General features: G+C 39.6%; 16 protein-coding genes and 1 pseudogene. 7 read left to right on the forward strand and 10 right to left on the reverse strand.

Annotated elements, in window-relative coordinates:
- Complete coding sequence (locus LI951_RS10755; protein ID WP_229442135.1) at positions 1-1,920, reverse strand: BglG family transcription antiterminator; 1,920 nt, start codon at positions 1,918-1,920, stop codon at positions 1-3.
- Positions 1,921-2,288: 368 nt separating this feature from the next.
- Between LI951_RS10755 and LI951_RS10760 the strand changes: the two genes are divergently transcribed.
- Positions 2,289-3,506 carry a DUF998 domain-containing protein gene (locus tag LI951_RS10760; RefSeq protein ID WP_229442136.1) on the forward strand — a complete coding sequence of 406 codons (1,218 nt, stop codon included), beginning with the start codon at positions 2,289-2,291 and terminating at the stop codon, positions 3,504-3,506.
- Between the two features lie 92 nt (positions 3,507-3,598).
- Here the strand turns inward: LI951_RS10760 and LI951_RS10765 are convergent, their stop codons facing one another.
- Positions 3,599-4,639 carry an aldose epimerase family protein gene (locus LI951_RS10765; RefSeq protein WP_202067091.1) on the reverse strand — a complete coding sequence of 347 codons (1,041 nt, stop codon included), beginning with the start codon at positions 4,637-4,639 and terminating at the stop codon, positions 3,599-3,601.
- 213 nt (positions 4,640-4,852) lie between these two features.
- Between LI951_RS10765 and LI951_RS10770 the strand changes: the two genes are divergently transcribed.
- From LI951_RS10770 to LI951_RS10785, 4 genes are read left to right on the forward strand one after another with little or no spacing between them, the layout of a single operon-like run.
- The gene (locus tag LI951_RS10770) at positions 4,853-6,019 is read left to right on the forward strand and encodes a galactokinase (RefSeq protein ID WP_229442137.1); all 1,167 of its coding nucleotides are present in this window, start codon (positions 4,853-4,855) and stop codon (positions 6,017-6,019) included.
- Positions 6,020-6,057: 38 nt separating this feature from the next.
- Positions 6,058-7,047 carry a UDP-glucose 4-epimerase GalE gene (gene galE, locus LI951_RS10775; RefSeq protein ID WP_202067093.1) on the forward strand — a complete coding sequence of 330 codons (990 nt, stop codon included), beginning with the start codon at positions 6,058-6,060 and terminating at the stop codon, positions 7,045-7,047.
- A gap of 11 nt (positions 7,048-7,058) precedes the next feature.
- Positions 7,059-8,537 (forward strand): UDP-glucose--hexose-1-phosphate uridylyltransferase, encoded by a 1,479-nt coding sequence (gene galT, locus LI951_RS10780; protein WP_229442138.1) that lies wholly within the window; start codon positions 7,059-7,061, stop codon positions 8,535-8,537.
- 15 nt (positions 8,538-8,552) lie between these two features.
- A complete protein-coding gene (locus tag LI951_RS10785; RefSeq protein ID WP_229442139.1) occupies positions 8,553-9,533 on the forward strand; it encodes a LacI family DNA-binding transcriptional regulator in 981 nt (326 codons plus the stop codon).
- Between the two features lie 773 nt (positions 9,534-10,306).
- On the opposite strand, the gene LI951_RS10790 is transcribed toward LI951_RS10785, so the two are convergent.
- Together LI951_RS10790 and LI951_RS10795 are read right to left on the reverse strand one after the other, a co-directional pair.
- Complete coding sequence (locus LI951_RS10790) at positions 10,307-11,347, reverse strand: glycosyltransferase family 4 protein (RefSeq protein WP_202067096.1); 1,041 nt, start codon at positions 11,345-11,347, stop codon at positions 10,307-10,309.
- Positions 11,348-12,037: 690 nt separating this feature from the next.
- A complete protein-coding gene (locus LI951_RS10795; RefSeq protein ID WP_202067097.1) occupies positions 12,038-13,330 on the reverse strand; it encodes a CAP domain-containing protein in 1,293 nt (430 codons plus the stop codon).
- Between the two features lie 937 nt (positions 13,331-14,267).
- On the opposite strand from LI951_RS10795, the gene LI951_RS10800 reads away from it, so the two are divergent.
- Both LI951_RS10800 and LI951_RS10805 read left to right on the forward strand, forming a co-directional pair.
- Entirely contained in the window at positions 14,268-14,939 is a 672-nt protein-coding gene (locus tag LI951_RS10800) for a hypothetical protein (RefSeq protein ID WP_229442140.1), read from the forward strand.
- Positions 14,939-15,808, forward strand: coding sequence for a sce7725 family protein (locus LI951_RS10805; RefSeq protein WP_229442141.1), 870 nt, complete (start codon positions 14,939-14,941; stop codon positions 15,806-15,808). The genes LI951_RS10800 and LI951_RS10805 overlap by 1 nt, the downstream gene beginning before the upstream one ends.
- A 210-nt stretch (positions 15,809-16,018) precedes the next feature.
- On the opposite strand, the pseudogene LI951_RS15420 reads toward LI951_RS10805, so the two are convergent.
- The 6 genes and pseudogenes from LI951_RS15420 to LI951_RS10830 form a co-directional block, all read right to left on the reverse strand.
- Positions 16,019-16,216: pseudogene (locus tag LI951_RS15420) on the reverse strand (transposase); the annotation flags it as partial.
- A 641-nt stretch (positions 16,217-16,857) separates the two neighbouring features.
- Positions 16,858-17,046, reverse strand: a complete 189-nt coding sequence (locus LI951_RS10810; RefSeq protein ID WP_229442142.1) for a hypothetical protein — start codon at positions 17,044-17,046, stop codon at positions 16,858-16,860.
- 30 nt (positions 17,047-17,076) lie between these two features.
- Complete coding sequence (gene lepB, locus LI951_RS10815) at positions 17,077-17,964, reverse strand: signal peptidase I (RefSeq protein WP_229442143.1); 888 nt, start codon at positions 17,962-17,964, stop codon at positions 17,077-17,079.
- Positions 17,961-18,644, reverse strand: a complete 684-nt coding sequence (locus LI951_RS10820) for a hypothetical protein (protein WP_229442144.1) — start codon at positions 18,642-18,644, stop codon at positions 17,961-17,963. The genes lepB and LI951_RS10820 overlap by 4 nt, the downstream gene beginning before the upstream one ends.
- Positions 18,645-18,665: 21 nt before the next feature.
- Positions 18,666-19,829: a DUF916 and DUF3324 domain-containing protein gene (locus LI951_RS10825; protein ID WP_229442145.1), complete on the reverse strand. Its 1,164-nt coding sequence runs from the start codon at positions 19,827-19,829 to the stop codon at positions 18,666-18,668.
- Between the two features lie 133 nt (positions 19,830-19,962).
- The gene (locus LI951_RS10830) at positions 19,963-20,712 is read right to left on the reverse strand and encodes a WxL domain-containing protein (protein WP_202069435.1); all 750 of its coding nucleotides are present in this window, start codon (positions 20,710-20,712) and stop codon (positions 19,963-19,965) included.
- Positions 20,713-20,755: the final 43 nt, after the last annotated feature.

Genomic DNA, 20,755 nt, shown 5'->3' on the forward strand with positions numbered 1-20,755 from the left:
TTATCCTTTCTTAATCAATTCTCTTAAATAGTGAGAAAAGTCCTGATAGTTCTTAATGCCGTTTAAATTCTTCTCCAAATTTTGATCATCAATCATGCGGATCATCAAACGACTGATTTCCTTGTGTAAAAAGAGATGTCCGTTTTCAATATTAATCAGAAAAATTAACCGGACAGGCTTCTTTCTGTATGTTAATCCCGGTCGAAGCAGTATAACATCAATACATTCTTTCAGTGCTCTGGCCTCCATCGGGTGAGGTCCGGCAATCCCATTTTGATAAATTGTATCCAACAGCTTTTCCCGCTGCAGAACCAGCTCTGTATACTCAGCCGCAGCATACCCATCATCCTGCAGCCGTTCTGCTCTTTTTTTCAATAAATCAAGGTAACTCGTTTCTTTTGCAATACTAAAATTCTCTTTCGAAAAAAGTGACAACAGCTGATGATCAACATCCGTTTCCAACAGCTGATTTTCCCGAATCAGCAGCAGATCATTTTGAATTTTTTGAATTTCTTTTTCTGTCAGCAGTGCCTGTGTATAAATGACAGGTATTTTAGTAAATTTCTGCTCAATTGGTACCGTTGAAATAATCAGGTCAAAATCTTCGTCAATTTCATTGCTCTCAATGATCGAAAACGTCTGAACCTCTGCATTGGCAAAAATCTGTTCCAGTTTGGTTTTCAAAAAATAAGAAACCCCTCCGCCAGTCGCACAAATGACAGCAATTGATCGATATCGCTTAATCTCTTTCTGAGATGTCTTTTCCAGACTTGCGGCAAAGTAAATTGCTAAATACCCCATTTCATCCTTACTGATTTTCACTTCGACATTATCACTAATCAGTTGAATAAATTCATAGGTAATTGTAAATACATTGGCATAGCGGGTATATACATCTTCAATAATCGGATTTTCCAGCTGATGTCCGCCGTAGAGCCGCTGCAGCAGCGGCGCCACATGAAGAATCAGTGCACCGCTCAATTCTTCATCATGACTGAAAAAAGTGTGGTATTTATGATCAATCACTTTCAAGCTTTGCTCAATATATCTGCGAAGATCATCATATTTGGTCAGCTCATTAACGGCCAGCATTTTTCCATAAAGCTGACGAGTCAAATAATTTTTTTCATTTCCCGGGAGTTGAATCCCCAACTCAGCCTTCAGATAAGCCGCAATTTGATCTGTGAGATTTTCATATTCTGTTGATGCTTCGTCTTGTTCCTGTACTTCTTTCAACAAGTTATTCTGCCTGATACGAAATCCCAAAAGCACCACATGCTGGACCAGATTATCCAAGACAAGATCGTTCATTTTGATTTCAAACTGCTGAATCTGCTGAATCAAATAGGCTTTAAACCTCTCTTCATCAAAAGCGGAAAGAAATGCCGCATACTCTGCCGTAATTTTGGGCTGAGTGATTTCATTACGGAGCAGTTGAATGATCAGTGCTCTCCGGTTTTCCTCCGAACCAACAACTTTATATCCATAATGAGGTTTTGAATACAGGGTCAGACCATCCAGTTCAAATTCTGTTCTCACTTGATTCATATCTTTTTTCACAGTTGAAACACTAACAGCCAGTATATTGGATATCTGAGTCATTGTCAGATAGTCATTTGCAAAAAGCAGCAGTAAAGCAATATTTGTTTTACGTGAATTTGGATTTAAAATCTCTCGTTCATTTTCTGCAGAGAGTTGAGTGAAATAGTTGTTAAATGCTGGATGGTCAAATATCTCCAGACCGTATCCCAGCCCCCTCTTGTTCGTAATCTGAAAGCCATGACGACTTGCTGCGGCATTGATCAACTTTATATCACTGGAAATGGTGCGAGGTGAGACTTCGAATAAATCCGCCAGCTTCAACAAGGACTGACGACCGGTACTGGCAATCAAGTACTGAATGATTTTTTCTTCCCTCATCTGTTTTTCCTCCTCGTATAGTCATAAGATAACTTGAAACCGTTTTATTTAAAACAGTCTCTTTTTCAATTTGAAATGGAAATAAGTAGCTTATATTCCTCTGTCGGTATTGTCTCCTTTATCTTAAAATTTTTTTGTCGAAATTTTGCGGGCTTTGTTCTGCATATCAACAGAATTTATCCCCCTCTCTGTCTATTGTCGCTTGTAATTACTCTGACAGTCTGAGAGAATAAAACAACAAATACTATAATGAGTATATCCAGAATATCGTTGTTCTTCGAGTGAAGCAACCAAAGAGGATAGTCTCTACACATCAATGAAAAGTACTTGATTACAAACAACTTATGTTCACACAAGGAGTTATATACATGAAAAAACCTCATTACACCATACAGCTACCTGAAGAAGTAGTTCAGGAACTGCAGCTGAAGGAAGAAGAACCGCTTCAGATAAAAATTGAAAACAAGAAAATAATTATTGAACCGAAACGTACAAAAACAGAAAGACAAGCTGTTTCACTTCGCTGGTTTTTAATTCCGTCTTTACTGGTCAGCGTGATCTTTTTCGGCTTTTTTTATGAACAGGGACGGTCCCACCTCTTGCTTACAGGGCGTATTTCCATTGCTGCTTCAGTTCTTATTTTGGGACTTTTAAGCGGCATATGCTCCTTTATTATTTTTTTTGTTAAAGGGAAAAGAAAACAGCTTTTTTCATTTAAAGACATTTACTGGCGAAACTTCCTCACCATACTAATTTCTTTTGTGATCATTCTTGCATTGGTTTTACTGGGATTTTTCTGGCTTTTGGGAATTCTTTTTGAAGGAGCCAGCTTTGATCTTTTAACAGCGACATTTATCTTTTTTGTGTTTGTTGGAATGATCAATTACCTGATGATTTATTTTGCACTGGCTATCTCACCAGCACTGATCACAACTCTGCTGATCTCCGTCATCATCGGCGGTGTATTGATGTCAATGGCTGCAAATGGACAGCTTCAGTGGTGGCAGTACAATTTCAGCTTTTTAGGAACCAGCAATGCCAACAGCAGCTGGCAATTTAATCTAACGCTGATTATTTCTGCATTGCTGATGATCGCACTGATTGACTATCTCTTTGTTTCCCTGCAAAAATCAATGACTAAAAATATTCAACTGACCATTTTGCGTATTTTACTGACATTGACGGCAATTGATTTGGGTGCTGTTGGTTTCTTTCCCAACAATGGAAACGGACGACTTCATGAGCTGCACAATCAGGCTGCAAACTATCTTGTTTACATGATTATTATTTTGATTATCAGTATTCGCTGGCTCCTGCCAGCTATTTCCAGAGAATTTCTGGGAATCTCGTATATGATTGCAGCCGTACTGCTTATCGCCAATGTTCTGTTCAAAAATATTGGTTATCTCTCTCTGACTGCCTTCGAACTGATCGCCTTCTTTCTGGCATTCAGCTGGATTTTACTTCTGCTGCAAAATTTACAGAAACTGACAAGAAAAGTTGCACCAGTCTATGAGATCGCCTTTAATTCACAGGAAACACTTCAGGACACAACTGTGGCTGATACTGCAGAAAACAGAAAATAGTGGGTAAGATATTCTGTTGAATATCTTACCCACTAATCTTAGTATGTTTTTTTGTTTATTCAGCTGATTCAATTAAACATTTCCTGAAAGACTTATTCTGTTGTCTTTATTTTGTAGATTGTGGATGAATAGTACGCCTTCTCCGGTCTCAAAGTAATATCACCAAATTCAGAGAAATGCTCTGCCCCCGGTGCCTCCTGAGTCTCAAAAGTAATACCTCCATGATCCACCATTTTTTCGCCTTGCATTATCGGCCCTTCTCCGGAGAAGTTTGCTGTAAAAATAACGACTGCCGAACGATCCGTGAACACCTCTACTTCAATCCTATTATCGGGACTGATCAAAGTCGCATTTGGCTCTTTGCTGCTCTCTTTTTTCAAAAAGAATGGATGATCCATTCCCTTTGTTTGAATAATTTGCTGATCCTCACTGTTAAATGCTTCTGCCAGCTTTTTCCCCTTTCGAAAATCAAACGCCGTTCCTTCTACAGAAACACGCTCTCCTTTAACTGTTATATCCTCGTTCACTGGAGCATATTCTTCCGCTCGAACCATTAATTCGTGGTCATCAATAACTGCGGCAGGATCGCCCAACAGATTAAAATACACATGATTAGTTGGGTTAAACAATGTTGGCTGCGTTGTTTTAGCATGATAGACAACTTCCCACTCATTTTCTTCATTCAGACTATAGGTCACTGAAACCGCCAGTTCTCCCGGAAAACCATTCTCACCAGCTGGGCTCACCAAAGAAAATGTAACAGATGCCTTTGACTCTTCTTCCTTTGTCTCAGCAAGCCATGTTTTCGCTTCAAATCCCAGTATTCCGCCATGTAACGTATGCAGCTGGTCTTCTGCCCGTTCTATTTGAACGGTTTTACCATCCATAGTAAATGTTCCATTTAGTATTCGGCCAGCTACTCGACCGATTGTTGCACCAAAATACAAATCTTTTTCTTCATATTCCTCTGCTGAATCAAAGCCCAAAACGATATTTCGTTTTTCTTCTCCTATCGGAACAAGAAGCCGAACAATCCGGGCTCCTAAATCCGTAATCTCCATAATAACACCCTTTCCATTTTCAAGAGAATAAAGTGTCGCTCCGTTGCCAAACGGTTTTTGTGTCAGTTTCATTATTCATTTCTTCCTTTCTCGACGATCTTCCGTTCTTTTACATGCATAATCTATAACAACCATTTTACATGAAATTTCTTTAAATGGCACTAAGTCAGCTGTAAAAACAGAAAAGTATCTTGTAATCTGGAAACCCCTTTCAATTTATCATTGAAATTCTTTAGTAAACGTTTTATAATATATTTACTAAATATTTTACCACGAGGTGAAAAAATGGAAAAGAGCTTAGAGAAAAAATTTAACACAATTTTTGAGACAGAGAGCAGCAGCAGCTATTTTGCACCTGGAAGAATTAATTTAATCGGTGAACACACAGATTATAATGGCGGTCATGTCTTCCCTGCTGCAATCAGTATTGGTACCTATGGAATTGCTGAAAAAAGGGACGATCAAACCGTTCGCATGTACTCTGAAAATTTCCCGGAAAAAGGAACCATCACTTTTTCACTGGATGACCTTTCCTACAATCAAGAACACGATTGGGCAAATTACCCTAAAGGAGTGATCAAGTATTTAATTGAAGCCGGGGCAAAAATCGAATCTGGTGCAGACATTCTTTTTTATGGAACCATCCCAAATGGTGCGGGACTTTCCTCTTCGGCTTCCATTGAGCTGCTTACAGGAGTTATCTTTAACGACCTGTTCAAACTGCAGCAGGAAACACTGGACTTGGTTAAAATCGGCAAGCGAGTGGAAAATGAATTCATTGGTGTAAATTCTGGTATCATGGATCAGTTTGCCATCGGTATGGGGAAAAAGGATCACGCAATTCTGCTGGATACCAATACATTGAAGTATGAATTAGTACCAGCTGCATTCGGAGAATATACGATTGTCATCATGAATACAAATAAACGAAGAGAACTGGCTGACTCAAAATACAATGAACGACGAGCTGAATGTGAAGAAGCACTGCATCGGCTGCAGACAATACTTGAGATACAATCTTTAGGTGAGCTGACAGAAGAGCAGTTTAATCGACATCAATCTTTAATTGAAGATCCTGTTCTGATAAAACGGGCACGACATGCAGTGACTGAAAATCAGCGAACATTAAAAGCAAAAGCAGCACTGCAGGCTGGAGATCTGGAAGCTTTTGGTCTGCTGCTGAATGATTCCCACCGTTCATTACAGGAAGATTATGAAGTAACTGGTATCGAGCTGGACACACTGGTTAACTTTGCACAAAAGCAACCAAATGTTTTGGGCGCCCGGATGACAGGTGCTGGTTTCGGGGGTTGTGCTATTGCTTTAGTGAAAAAAGAAGCTGTTGAAGCCTTTCAAGCTGCAGTCAGTTACAGGTATAAAGAAGCAATTGGCTATGCAGCTGATTTTTATCCGGCAGAAATTGCCGATGGTGCCGGAAAACTGGTAAAATGATCTGGAGAGTCTAAAAAATGAAGAATTGAGGAAATCAAATGACAATATTAATTTTAGGGGGAGCCGGATATATCGGTTCTCACGCAGTAGATTTATTTATTAATGAAGGACAGAAGGTCGTTGTTGTCGATAATTTGGCTACTGGTCACCGAAAAGCTGTTCATCCAGAGGCAGCCTTTTATCAGGGAGACATCAGAGATAAAGCTTTTTTACAAAGTGTCTTTCAAAATGAAAAGATCGACAGCGTTGTCCATTTTGCTGCAAGCTCTCTGGTTGGAGAATCTGTTGAAAAGCCGCTGCTTTACTTCAACAACAATGTTTATGGTATGCAGGTACTTCTGGAAACAATGGTTGAGTTTAATGTCAAATACATTGTTTTTTCCAGTACGGCAGCAACTTATGGCGAACCTGAAGTTACACCAATCGATGAAACTACCCGGACTGATCCAAAGAATCCATACGGTGAAAGCAAGCTGATTATGGAAAAAATGATTAAATGGTGCGACAACGCCTATGGTCTGAAGTATGTGGCTCTGCGCTATTTCAATGTTGCCGGGGCAAAATCCGACGCTTCTATTGGAGAAGATCACACGCCTGAAAGTCACCTAGTTCCAATCATTCTTCAGACAGCGTTGGGACAGCGGCCGCATCTGCAAATTTTTGGAGATGATTATGATACACCAGACGGTACTTGTATTCGCGACTATGTTCATGTAGAAGATTTAGCTAAAGCACATCAGCTGGCTCTGAATTATCTGGAAAACGGTAAAGACAGCTCTGTCTTCAATCTTGGCAGCAACCACGGCTACTCTGTTAAGGAAATGCTGACAGCGGCAGAAAAAGTTACTGGAAAAGCAATTCCGGCGACTGTTGTACCACGCCGAGCAGGAGATCCCAGCCGTCTGGTTGCATCCAGCAAAAAAGCACAGGAAATTTTGGGGTGGCAGCCGAAATATACAGATATTAACGAAATTATTAAAACGGCTTGGGAGTGGCATCACAGTCATCCTAATGGATATCAGGATTAGGAGGAAAAAGAGTGTTAGTGAGTCAGACTGTTACAGATTTTACAACACTTGTTATCCAATCCGGAGAATGGGAAGAAATAGACCGCCTCTATTTGGAAAACAAAGTTTTATGCTTAATCGGTGAAGAAATGATGGAGAACACCTCTGTCAGAAACGTTGAACAATCTGCTTTGGAGCTGGTTGAGCTGCTGCTTGCCAAAGCTCAGGAGAACCAGGTAATTGGGGATTTACAGGCAGAAACAGATATTCTGGAGGCTCAGCTGATGGATTTGCTGACGCCCTCCCCCTCTGCTGTAAATAAATTTTTTTCAACCTTGTATGACGAATCACCCGAAAAAGCAACGAGCTATTTTTACAGGCTTTGTCAGGAAAACAACTACATTAAAACAAAAGCGATTGCTCAAAACCTTTATTTCCCTGTTGAGACAGATTACGGTACTTTGGAAATTACAATCAATCTTTCCAAACCCGAAAAAGATCCTAAGCAGATTGAAGCGGAAAGAAATGCGCCAAGCATTGCCTTTCCAAAATGTATGCTGTGTATGGAAAATGAAGGCTATCAGGGCAGACTGAATTACCCTGCCCGCACCAACCATCGGATTATTCGAATGGATATTGCCGACGAAAAATGGGGCTTTCAGTATTCACCCTATGCATATTATAACGAACACTCGATTATTCTGTCGGAAGAGCATCGACCAATGCTCATCAATGAAAAAACATTTCAGCGGCTGTTAAACATCACAGAGGTACTGCCTCACTATTTTGTTGGCTCAAATGCCGACTTGCCAATTGTCGGCGGCTCCATTCTGTCACACGATCATTATCAGGCAGGCCGCCACACATTTCCAATGGCCAAAGCCTCTGTTGAACAGAAATTTATAGTTCCCGGATTCGAGCAAATCCATGCTGGAATCGTAAAGTGGCCAATGTCTGTTATTCGACTAAGCAGCCGCTCGCAGGAAGACCTGATTCAAGCCTCTGTTATGATTTTAGAAAAATGGAGAAGTTATTCTGATCCGACAGTAAGGGTCTCAGCTTATTCAGAAGACGGAACTCCGCATCATACTATCACACCAATTGCACGACGTAATGGAGAGCTGTTCGAGCTTGATCTGGTTTTGAGAGATAATAATACGTCAGAGGATCATCCGGATGGTATTTTCCATCCTCATAAAAATGTGCAGCATATCAAAAAAGAAAATATTGGTTTAATCGAAGTAATGGGACTGGCCATTCTTCCTCCCCGTCTGGCAGATGAAATAAAAGAGGTTGAAAACTATTTACTGAATAAACCAAATATAATCAATGATCGACATTTGGATTGGGCAAATCAGCTGAAGGAGCAAAATTTCACTGCTGAAACCGTTCGCTCTGTTATCGAAAACTCTATCGGACATATTTTTGAGCAAGTACTAATTGACGCTGGGGTTTTTAAAAGAGATACGGAAGGTCAGGAAGCCTTTCAGCGATTCATTAATTATTTATAAAGAGAGGTTGATACGATGGCTACAATTAAAGATATTGCACAGCTTGCCGGAGTATCTCCAGCAACTGTTTCCAGAGTATTGAATTACGATACCGAACTCTCTGTTGCACTGGAAACCAAGAAAAAAATTTTTGAAGCAGCAGAAGAATTGAACTATACCAAGTATAAAAAGAATCAGCGGGCAAGCAGTCAAACAGTTCGCTTAATTCAATGGTTCAGTGATCAGGAAGAACTGGAAGATATCTATTATCTTTCTATACGACTGGGAATCGAGAAGAGAGCAGAAGAAGCGAACATTCAGCTAATCAAGGAATCCTTCGACACATTATCTGAACGAACTGCCGATGGGACGATTGCTCTTGGAAAATTCGATAACGATCAGATTAAGGAATTGGCTTCGCTGGATGGTGAACTGCTATTTGTCGACTTTGACGGAATCACCTATGGTCACAATTCAATTGTTGTCGATTTTTCTCAGGGAATGGACTTGGTATTCAACCACTTTATGAAAGCAGGGTATAAAAAAATTGGTTGTTTGACAGGTGTTGAATTCACAAAAGGCAACAAAACGCGTGTTGAAGATCCCCGCTTCCAGTATTTGAAATCAAATCTTGAAGCAGCAGAATTATTTGATGAGCAACTGATTATCTCTGCAGATTTTTCTTTGGATGATGGATATAAACAAACTAAAAAATTTTTGGAGACACATTCTGAATATCCGGAAGCTTTGTTTGCCTCAAGTGATGCATTGGCAATCGGTGCTTTAAAAGCCTTTCAGGAAGCAGGTTTGCGCATTCCAGAAGAAATCTCTGTTATTGGATTTAATGATGTCAGTGTAGCGAAATATGTTTCACCTGCATTGACAACTGTAAAGGTTTATACAGAATGGATGGGTGAACTGGCCATTGAAACAATGGATCAGCTGATTCGGGAACGTGCTCCTGTTCCAAGAAAGATCACTGTTGGAACTGAGCTGATTGTTCGCCAGTCCAGCTGATTCACTTTAAAGACGAATAGCTGAAAGAAACGCTCTAATGAAATATCCACCTGTAATACCAGAACCAAAAATCTGATATTACAGGTGGATTATTTTTATCGCTGTTTAGGACCTGTCTGAAAACTCTAGCGGCAACTATTTTCGAAAAAATGGACAGAGGCTACTTTCCATTAAAAAAAGGATGCTGTCTCGTTCTTCGTATTGGCAACGCAGACCATTCTACTAGATGCTCCTACATTAAAGAAAATTCTTGTATCTACAAGTCTCACTACACTGCACTTCGTTTCGATCTCATCAATTTCTAAATGGCAGAGCCATTAAGAATTGAAGGACCTTGTTCGATTCTCGATACAAACATGTCTATTTGGAAAAGCGTTGGTAAAACCCATTTCCTCCATTGTTTTCTGATTCACTCTAGTTTCATAGAAAGAGCGAATCAAAGAACTGTTCTTATTTGGTCCTGTCGTTCATTCCTCTGGAACCGCTGCGATTGATTTATCAAAGCAAGTCTTTTCATACGATCAGTAATAGCAAAAACACTTATACAGTCTAAAACTGCGACCAGTAACCGCAGGAGCACTTACACAGCCTGAAACTGCGACCAGTAACCGCAGGAGCACTTACACAGCCTGAAATTGCGACGAGTAACCGCAGGAGCATATACTGCATACTACTACTTGGCTCTTGAAGCTCTGTGCTTCTACAATCTCCTTTTCAAGTCCTTCTTGTACGCTTTCATACACCTTTATTGATAGGATAGGTCTCTTGATGAATTAGTCATTTTCAAAAACTTCTTTACCCACTAAATGACTGTAATATTCCAACCATCTTTTTGAAGTATGCTCTTCAGAATAATACGCTGCTGCTTCTTTGGACCTCACTCTGTACTCTTCCAGCTTTTCCGGATTTCCAGCGTACTCTTTCAGCAATTGATCCATTTGTTCTGCATCTTCCGCTTTCAGATACGAATCACCTAAAATGCCTGTATATAAATCTAAATGCCTCAGCATAACCGGCGTTTCACAGTTAAATGCTTCCAAAACACTTACAGGAAACAGCTCACTGAATGATGGAAGCAGAAATACATTCGCAATATTGTAATAGCCGACAATCTCTTCCCGATCAATGATTCCTGTAAATAAAAGATTGGCAGGGGGATTATCATAAATTTCCTTATATTCATCATAGCCATCAGTAATTTTTCCAAATGAGAAGCCGCCAGCCCAGATAAACTGAATATCCGGATTCCGTTTAGCCAGTTCAATAAAATCGTCTACACCTTTTCGCTTCTGAATTTGTCCGACACCTAATACCACAAATTTTTCTTCCTCAATCAGTTTATCTCGTCTAAATGCCTGCTTATCCGTATCACTCATTTTGAAAAAGACATCGGTGCTGACAAAATTTGGGATATATGCTACTTTTTCCCGTGACACCCCTAATGCTTCCAGCTTGTTGATAAAATCAGGGTTAACAACTACCAACTGATCCATACGCTTGTAAAAGGACATCAGGTATTTATCAAAAACTGCTTTAAACGGTTTGGCCAAAGTGATACTTCCTTCTAGGGTTTCAGGTAAAAAGTGAACATATCCCACTCTGACTCCCCGTGATTTTTTGAAAAAAGTTGAGAAATAGAACGTTGGATTTATTGTATGATAATGCGAAATATCCGATTTTCCATACGTATTTACCTTTATTTCCAGCGTATCGCTGAAATTCTTCTTTAACGTTTTCATTAATTCCGAGTAGGCACTTCCCACTCCCTGACCACTAACTTTTTCTGCCTGCGAGAACATTGTAATTTTTATCATAAGCACTTTTCACCATAATCTTTTTCTAAATTTATTTACTATTTTACTATCTCTAAAGTAAGCGGAAATCTTCTGCCTTGCAGCAGTCAATTTCAAATTTCCTTCCTTACTTTTTCCGTTTCTATATGTCCCAATCAGTCAAATCAGCATTTATATTGCGGGTAGCATACAAACTTTAACGTTCGTTATCCAGTTTACTATCTCTTTCGTTTTTTGTAAAATTATCTCATTATTAATTCTATACCGATCAAAATAAGTTCCTTCTGACTGAGGGATTGGATAGACCTTTTCACCATTTACTATTGACTCTATCCTATTAAAAAATATTTGTCTATGGATATTCTTCTTTCTTAATAACTACAGTGAAAAATCAGTCTTTAGACTGACAAAATACTGAATAAAAAATCGAAATGAAATAAAAAATAACACCTAAAATATCAAACAGATATCTTAAAAATACTCTTTTATATAAAAAACAGGTGCAGATTATTCCAAAGATTTTCTTGTTGTTTTCATCAAGGTATATCCCAAAAAAGCAATTTCTATCACCCGCAAGTATTTACCTCTGTCCAAGCCCCTTCTCTTTTCTTTCAAAATGAATAAAAAAAGAACCTGAGATTGTCTCTATTCAGGCTCTATAATAAAGACAGCTTCTCCGTTCAAGAGAAACTGTCTTTAAAAATTCCATTTTTATGCTGAACGTCCAACAATTACACTACCGCTATAGCCAAATCCAACACGAGTAATGCTTGGATTCAATTCCCAGTCGCGGTGTCCGCTTCCTGTTGAAGTCGTCATGTTTGTTTCATAATACCAGGCATTAATTACTGCTGAACCTGGTGCAAACATAATAGCGATTACTTCATAGCCATTTGACCAGTGATCTGAAGGAATTTGGAAACCAGATCCTTCAACTAATGCCGCACGAGCTGTTGCTGTTGCTGCAAGACCAGCATCCCAACTTACAGGGTTCAATCCATGTGAGCTGCGCAATGCATTCAATGCTGCCAATGTCGGATCAGAAGAGTTTGAGACTGTACCGCCGCCGGAATTATTATTACCGGTATTTCCTGTTCCTGAATTTGATGATCCGCTGTTTCCTGAACTGCTTCCAGTATTTGGCGCTTGCGATTGCGTTGTTCCGCTGTCCTGACTGGTTTGAGTTGCTGAAGTAGCTGTACTTGATTCTGTTGTTTTGGCAGAAGCTGCTGCTTTTTGTTCTTCAACTGCCAGAGCTGCTGCTTCGGCATCTTTTTTCGCTTGTTCTTCAGCTGCTTGTTTCTCAGCTGCAACACGAGCTTGTTCTGCTTCTGCTGCTGCTTTTTGTTCTACCAATGCTGATTTTGAACTCTCAGCTGATGCTTGTTCCAATTCCAAAGAAGACTTCAAAACGTTTAAATCTGCTTGCTTTACAACAATATCTTCTTTTTTGACTTCTAATTCAGCTTTTGTTTCTTCAATTTGAGCTAGTTTCTTTTCATTCTCATCTTGTTTTGCAACAACTGCTTCTTTATCTGCTTTTTGTTGTGTTACCAAGTCATTATTGGCGCTGACAATTGTTGAAATTGCCTGAATACGGCTGATTGCATCTGTAAATGAGCTTGCATTCAAAACAGCATCCATCATTGTTGTACTTTGACCATTGACCTGTACATCACGAGCCTGATTTTTGATTGCTTCTTCGCGCTTTTCAATGCGAACCTTTAACTCTTCAATTTCAGTTTTCAGCTGTTGTGTTTTATTTTCAAGCTCCAACTGTTGTTGTCTCAGCTCAGTACCTTCTTCAATAATAGCTGAAATATCAGATTCTAAGGAAGCAATCTGAGAAGCAACTGTTCCCTGCTGCTCCTTAAGGTTGGAAATTTCACTGTCTTTTTGCTGTATTTTTTCATCAAAGTTATCTGCTAAAGTAATACTGGGAGCTGCTATCGTACTAAGTGTCAGTGAACACAATAATAATGATGCAAATATACGTTTCTTCACTCTTAATTCCTCCGACGGATTCTCACCAATTAATTTTTTTAAATTTAATCCTCAATTGCAACACGTAAATTCTAACATAACCATGTGTCAATTTAGAAATATTAACATTACAAGAATATTTCAACTTATATCAAACATTACTTTAATATCTTATTATCCCCGTTTTTAAGTACTATATGAAGAAAATTTGAGAGGTTTGTCTGTTTAATAAGATGAAATTTTTTTCGTACTTTCTAAGACTATCACAAACCTGCTATTTTTGTAAATTCATAATCATACTAAAATAAACGGACCTTAGCAGGCAACTCAAAAGAATCTATGAAAAACTTACTAATTAAATAACTGATCCACCTGACAACGACTCACCATCATTGAATGTTCTGATAGTAAAAAATACAGAAAAAAAGCGCCATAACAACTATTTAAGCTCAACACTGCTCATTGCAAATTTTTACTTCGCTAACTAATATAACACAATCAAACCATTGCAAAGCAAGAGAATGAGAACAGTTTGTGGATACTTGTATATCAAGGATTTGGAAGGTTTAGATAAATATATTTTGAATTCTCCCTTAGCAAGTGGGAACATTTTCCTGAAAAAAACAAACTAATCTATCTCGGTTAAACCTGTATTGCATAATTAAATGAACAAGTTTCCTATATATAAACTATCATCCAAGTACTTCCTAGAGAGCAGGCGGCCCAACGGTTTATCAACAATATACAGTTTATTTTTAGTAAAAAGTAGGCACTGACTCAGCAGATGCTGACATTTCAAGCAGCGGCAGTTAAAAACAAAAAAATGTCTTAGTTTCCTTTTTAACTAGGAAGTCATTCAGAAGAACAGGAATATTTCTTTTTCTTTAAATGCAAAGTTTCCTCTTTTAAAATACGAACTTATGTTTTATAGTAGAGGAAAAACTTAAAGGAATTTGAAATGAAAACTTCATTAACTATACAGATGGAAGAAGCTCTTTATTACTATTGCCGTGAAAATGGCGATATTGTCATAGAGGAAGTCAATATGCCGGAGGATCATGGCATCGTTGATACGCTCAGCTGTCGTTTGATTTCAGAAAATCAGTTTGAGTGGCGCTGCTATGAACTTAAGATAAGTAAAGCGGACTTTCATTCAAAAGCTAAGCTTTCTTTTGTGGGACACTATAATTATTTTGTCCTGCCGGAAGCTCTTTATGAAAAAGTAAAAGATGACATTCCCGGACATATTGGGGCGATGGTTTACCACTCCTATCTGCCAGCTGAAAATCTGACACTCCCAGGCTATTTTACTATTGAAAAAAAACCACAAAAGCAAAAACTTCTAGTCAACGAACAGACCTTGCTCTTCCGACTAATCGGTGCTCAGGCAAGAGAAGTAGGAAAAGCCAAACAGACAGCACGGGGGCTAAGGGTCTTTTCAACAGATCAGCTCTATAAAGAATTAAAGAAAAGACAGCCGGATTATGATTTGTTTGGCGGCGGAGTTAATTTCTATGATCGCTTCGTAGAAGATATTCAAAATCAGGCAATTGAAGCTTTAAAAAGCGAACTAGAAGCAACTCGTGAAGCCTACTTTGAACTGGAACAACGATTTTTGGAGGGAGACTAATGTATTATCCCTATTTTCGCGGCAAGCAATTTGATCTACTTGCACTGACTGCACTCCTTGAAAAGGAGCGTTTATCCAGAAACATTCTGCCGATTATCGAACCTGTTAAAAATTCCAATGCTTTAAAAAAACTTTTATCAGAATCCCAAAAAAACCAACATCCCTTCTATCTAATCCAAAACCCTCAGTCCGGTGATTTCCTGACTGCTGAAGGGGTAGATTTTTTAAATTCGCTACCCTCTGCCAATGCATTGATTATTAAACAGCCGATTGAAACACTTGATGAAACACCTAAGCTATTAATCGTAAATGAATCTACTCCGATATTGGAGAGTGACTGGCTGAACAATCAGACAGCTGTACTTTTACCAGAGGAATTTCGATTGCTCCAAAAGATAAAAGGTCCTAAAATTCTGTCTCAGGATGTGTTTACACGACTGCCTAAAACTATATTCTACCAGGAAGTACCGGATGAACTCTTTTCAACTACCCATCTGTCCTATAAAAAACGTGGATTTGTTGGATTTAGTGATTTTTCGATTGACAGCCGTATCTATTATGAAGGTGGTTATCCATCCCCAATATTGAGTCTGCATCTTGTCTATTTCGAAGGAAGAGTACTTCGGATACATCATTTTCTTTCCAGCGAAGAAGCCCCTTCTCAACAAGACAAATTTTTTGAACTGATGAACGAAGTTACTGACTGGTTGAAGAAATTGTGCGGGGATACACCAACTTTAGGAATTCAACTGTTGATCGATTCAGTAAACATACAGAAGTTTCCCGGAATGGGCGTGATGCGTAAAGCAGCAGTCATGCATCATTTAGAGCTGATGTCCAGATATCTGGATAATCAGTTTTTGGATTGAGGCTGTTAGAATTGCTGATAAATCAGATAAATTTTTTGTAAATTAACCACTTATTCATTCTTCTATCCTATTGAACAACAAACTGCAAAAAGAAAGTGAATAGAGTAAAAATAAAAAAGTAATTATTACTAATACCGGTGGAGGTATCGGCAGTGTCATTCTAACCAGATGTCTAAAAGAAAAATATTATCTCATTGAGACAGCTCTTAGTCATGGTAGTCTGACTAAATCTATGTATTGGTGATTCTCCTGCCTCAAATGGAGAAACTCTTTGATACGAAAAGTATTAAACACGCGATTTAAGTGTTGAACAATATGAGAACGATCAATGATAAACTTCGCTTTGGAGAAGACTTGTGGAATTAATTGAAAATAGTGGATATTCATATCTGTGACTAGAACACGTACCTTCTCTGAATCGGGACATTTCTTAAATCAATGGATGAGGTTCTTCAATTTCCAGGAAGGAAGCAGATCAACTAATTCTTCCTCCGGTTTCTCCATTGATACAGATAGATCTCATGTTATCTTCAAGGAAAGTATAGGTACAAAATCCATCCAACATCAACACAGAAGGTAAACAGGTTCATTTTCATATAAGGAGATACACTTCTGTACTTTTAAGAACACGGCTGACTGTATAATGGACACCTTAACAGAGAGAAGTGATCAGATGAAGAGAAATTTTCTCTTTTAATAACACAACAATCTTCCCAGAAAAATGCTTAGCAATACAGCAATGAGAAGCAACAAAATAAGATTGAGACATCTAATGACAGGTATAAGCCAAACAAAAATAACACTGTTTGGCCAGTTCCATGACAAGAGGTAAATAATTAAAGGAATCAAAGCGAATTCTAGTAACCTTTATTCCGTTCCAACTGGTTGTAAAGGGCTCCTCTGAACAGGCACAATGAGGAACAGAGAACTTAAACTGGCATAGATGATCAGTTCCAATTTATTATAGAGCAAAAAAAGACAGAAGAACTGAGATTTTATTCTCAGTCCTGCTGTCTGCTTCCCCTTTAAAATATATGTTTGTACTTAAATCATGGAATCCAATGTTCCTGACTGTCAATCGTTTCATCCCTTGACAGTGCTTCTCCATTATCGTCAAAGCTGCCACCCATATTCATACTGCCAACAACGATTTTGCTGACAACTTTATTTTTCATTGTGACTTCGATAATCTTCCCCACAGTCACATTGTCCAGTTCAATAAAAACTTCCTTGTACATTTTTTATTGTTAACAGATTTAAATCCAAATTCAGAAGGCCGTCAAGTCATTCAAAGGCAATAAGCGCATGCGAACAACCCCTATCACCTGCTCCCTGTCGATCAGTCCATAATCTCGACTGTCATACCCATATTCTCTATTGTCTCCTAAAACCAAATAACAATTCTTGGGGATGACCGCTTCCCGGCTGATATCATACTGATCAAAATCAGCCGTGTACTGTCCCCCATTTTTTTGGGCTTCATTGATTTCATCAATGATAAATTTCTCATCCACTACCTCACCATTCACATAAAGAAAATCCTCTGAATACTTGATCTGTTCTTCCGGCAAACCAATGATTCGGCGAACCTGCTGCGTCTCTCCCCGACGAAACAGTACCAGATCAAACCGGTTAACTGCTTTCGTCTTTTGAACCAGAACCGTATGATTATCCTGTAATGTCGGCATCATGCTGTAGCCGTTAACTTTGGTAATTTTAACAAATAACGAACTGACAAACAGGAAAAGAAGCACCGCAGCTAGGAATGCCGCCCACAGCGCCCCTGCCCCTGTTCTCATACGGTGTAACAGGGTTCGCTTTTTACGCAAGACTCTTTTGGGGGCACTTTTACTCTCCCGTGGCTTCTTTTTCCTCGTTGAAGCCGGTCGTTTCGCCAATGTCTTTTGATTAGAAGACACATTGGTTACCGATTTCGAACGCTTCTTTTGACCGATCACTGCAACAGCCTTTTTCTGCGGTCTGCTGTTTGCTTTTCCTAAACGGCTTTGGCTGGCAGAAGCAAGTGCCGGTCGTTTTCTTTTTTTCCTGGCAGACGGGTGCTTCCCGACTTCCCCTTTTTTATTGCTTGGGGTGTTTTGAGGGGAGGAGGGTCTTCGTTGATGGGTTGAATTCTTTTGCTTTAATTCTCGACTCATTCATCCTCACTGGCTCCTTCTTCCTCAAGCTCGGACTGGTTCACCTTGTAATACTCAAAAGCAGTTGTCTCATAGGTGATCGTCTTCTCAATGTCTGCCAAAAACTCCTCCGCCAATTCACCATTCCCGTAAAAATTTCCGCTCACCAAGGTCGCATTCACCCCTAGCTCAGACAAGGAGGCATAGTACCGGTTTAGAGCCGATTGCCCCTCCGGTGTATTCACAGTACTGGCCTTCTTGGTAGAATAAGCCGCCAAGGTGGTCGCCAAATAGCGAATGTTCTGCTGTGAAGCTACTTCTGTCTCTTCCTGCTGAGCAGCTTTCGTCAATTCTGCTTTGAAATCTCTAAGTAAATAATACGAGCGAACAATTAACGCAGAATCATCAGAAGACAAATTAATCGACTGATAATAACTGGCATAGCCTGCGCCGCCTCCACAAGCAACAGCCGATATTAATAGAACAATGACGAAAAGCAGCGCCCGTTTGCGTCGTTGTTTCAACCTTGCGATGGCAGCCGTCCATCTTCTTCGCTTTTTCTTATTCTTAGGCGGTCGTTTCGGCAATCGTTTTAACTTCTGACTTTGAAAAAAGATCTGAGCTAAAAAGTAAAGGGTCAGCAGCAGGAAAATAATCGCTCCAGCCACAGCTCCCATAATAATCCAAGCAAGTATTGTCATTTCCAGTACTCCTACTCTTCTTTAACGTCTTTTCTTCTTGGGCGTTCCAGTATGACTATTCTTTGACGGTTGTTTTTTCTGCGTACCTTTTGCGCCCTTCCCATTCTGTTGTTTCTTTTTGCGGAAAAGGGTAATCAATCCAAAGATCACCACAACTGCTGCGATAAAGCCGCCCACAATGAGCGCAATCAGCTGCCAATTGATTCCTGTTTCCTGCGTCAGACCGACATCCCGCTCATTGTATTTTTGTGCTTCATCCTCTGTAATCTCAAAATCTTCCGTCCATTCCCAGCGCTGTTCCCCAGAAGTGGCCAGAACATGAGTCGTGTAAGAGCCGGCTTCCATTCGCTCCCCATTCATACTAACCGGAAACTCCATAAAGGAGTTTGGCGCCATTCGCATAGAAGTCTTTTTCGCTTCATACAAAACGGTATTGCTGTCCTTTTTCATCACCTGTGCTTCCACAGTCAAATCATTTAAATACGCCGCAATCACATTAGAAAAATTAATGTACACAGAGTTGCGATAGTTTAACTGCCCCCCATAGGCACGGTTAAACTGAAGATCAGGGACAAGCTCTGTGTCACTCTCTTGTAATAGAATGGACACCACATAGGCATACTGATTGATAACCTTAGACCCTCCATTAGAGTCTGTGTCCTCTGTCTGCCCCGCCTTCATCATTTGCAGACCACCGGCAATGACTCCTTCAAAGCTGGTTTCAGGCATCTTAACAGTAAGCGGCACTTGCTTTGTCTCACCGGCTGCCAATTCCACCGATTCAGGACCCGTTACCAAGTCCTCAAAAGCGAAAGCCAATGATGCATCATTTTCAATGTCACGATTGGCATATTCAATAACCCCTGTTTTATTGGTTTTGGCGCCATTCAATGCCAGATTGACAGTGATTGCTTCTGAGCCTGGATTACTAAAAATAACAGAAAGGGTCTGTTCCTGACCAGGGGTCATCATTAGCTGATAATAGCCCAGATTCGGGTTTAGTTGATTTTCCGGAAATTCAAGACTATAAGTAAAACCTGCTGCAGAAGGGGATTCCCCTTCTGCAGCTTCCTCTGCTCCCCAAGCAGTTATGTTCGTTGCCGCCACTGTGAAACTCAGCAGAAAGAAACTGATGAACACCTTAAAAAAATTATTTACATTCTTTTTTCCAAAGTCTTTTCTCATTATAATTATCCTCATCATTTTTATTTATAGTGAAAACAAGAGACGTGTTCTATGTATATACATTGATTGAAAAAGTAAGCTGGTAAATAATTACCAGCTTACCCCAATAAAACATAAAACTAATGGTTCTTTATTATGCAGTAGCACCCATTGTCCAAGTAACTGTTGCATTATAAGTATCCAAAGTCATTGCAGATGCAACACTTGCAGGGATAGCCAATTGCACAGAGTTTGCATCTGTTCCAGGAGTACCTGCTTCAGAAGTTGCACTTTGACCAAATTCCAATGTCCATAGACCGCTTCCTTCGCCAGCTGCTGCAGAAACAAATGTTTGTGCACCTTCTTCTGTGCTCAATACAACGGATGCCGGAACTGCTGCTGCAATTGTTCCTGTTCCTGATGATGCCAATAGTGGGTTTGTGTATGTGATTGATGCGCCATCAAGCGTTGTTGTGCCGTTTGTAAATTGGCTTGTCAATTCACCGGTAATTGTATACCCAGTGTATGAACCAGTCACATCACCAAATGATACGATGTTACCACGTGTGTTTGTTCCATCCAATAATTCAAGAGCTGCAGCATTTGCTGAAGTAGTACCAACAGTAATTTGACCAAAATCTAAATCAGATACAGCAATAATCCCTTTACTGATTTCTTCTGGATTTGGAATTACTCCTGGTGTTTCTGGATCAATCCCAGGTCCTTCTGGGTTTTCTGGATCGACGATGTTATCTGGACCACTTGGATCAATTTTACCTCCGACAACTTCTACAGTGCCTCGTGAATCTAGTGACTTTTCGTCAGCACTTGCTGCTGCTGATCCTACTGTTGCTGCTCCGATTGTTGCTACTAACGCTACTGCACATAATTTTCTTAATTTCATTTTTTGTTCCTCCTAGATTTTGTGTGATATATATACAAATGGA

Origin of the sequence: Enterococcus sp. BWT-B8, assembly GCF_020567625.1 — a bacterium.
Classification (GTDB): Bacteria; Bacillota; Bacilli; order Lactobacillales; family Enterococcaceae; genus Enterococcus_L.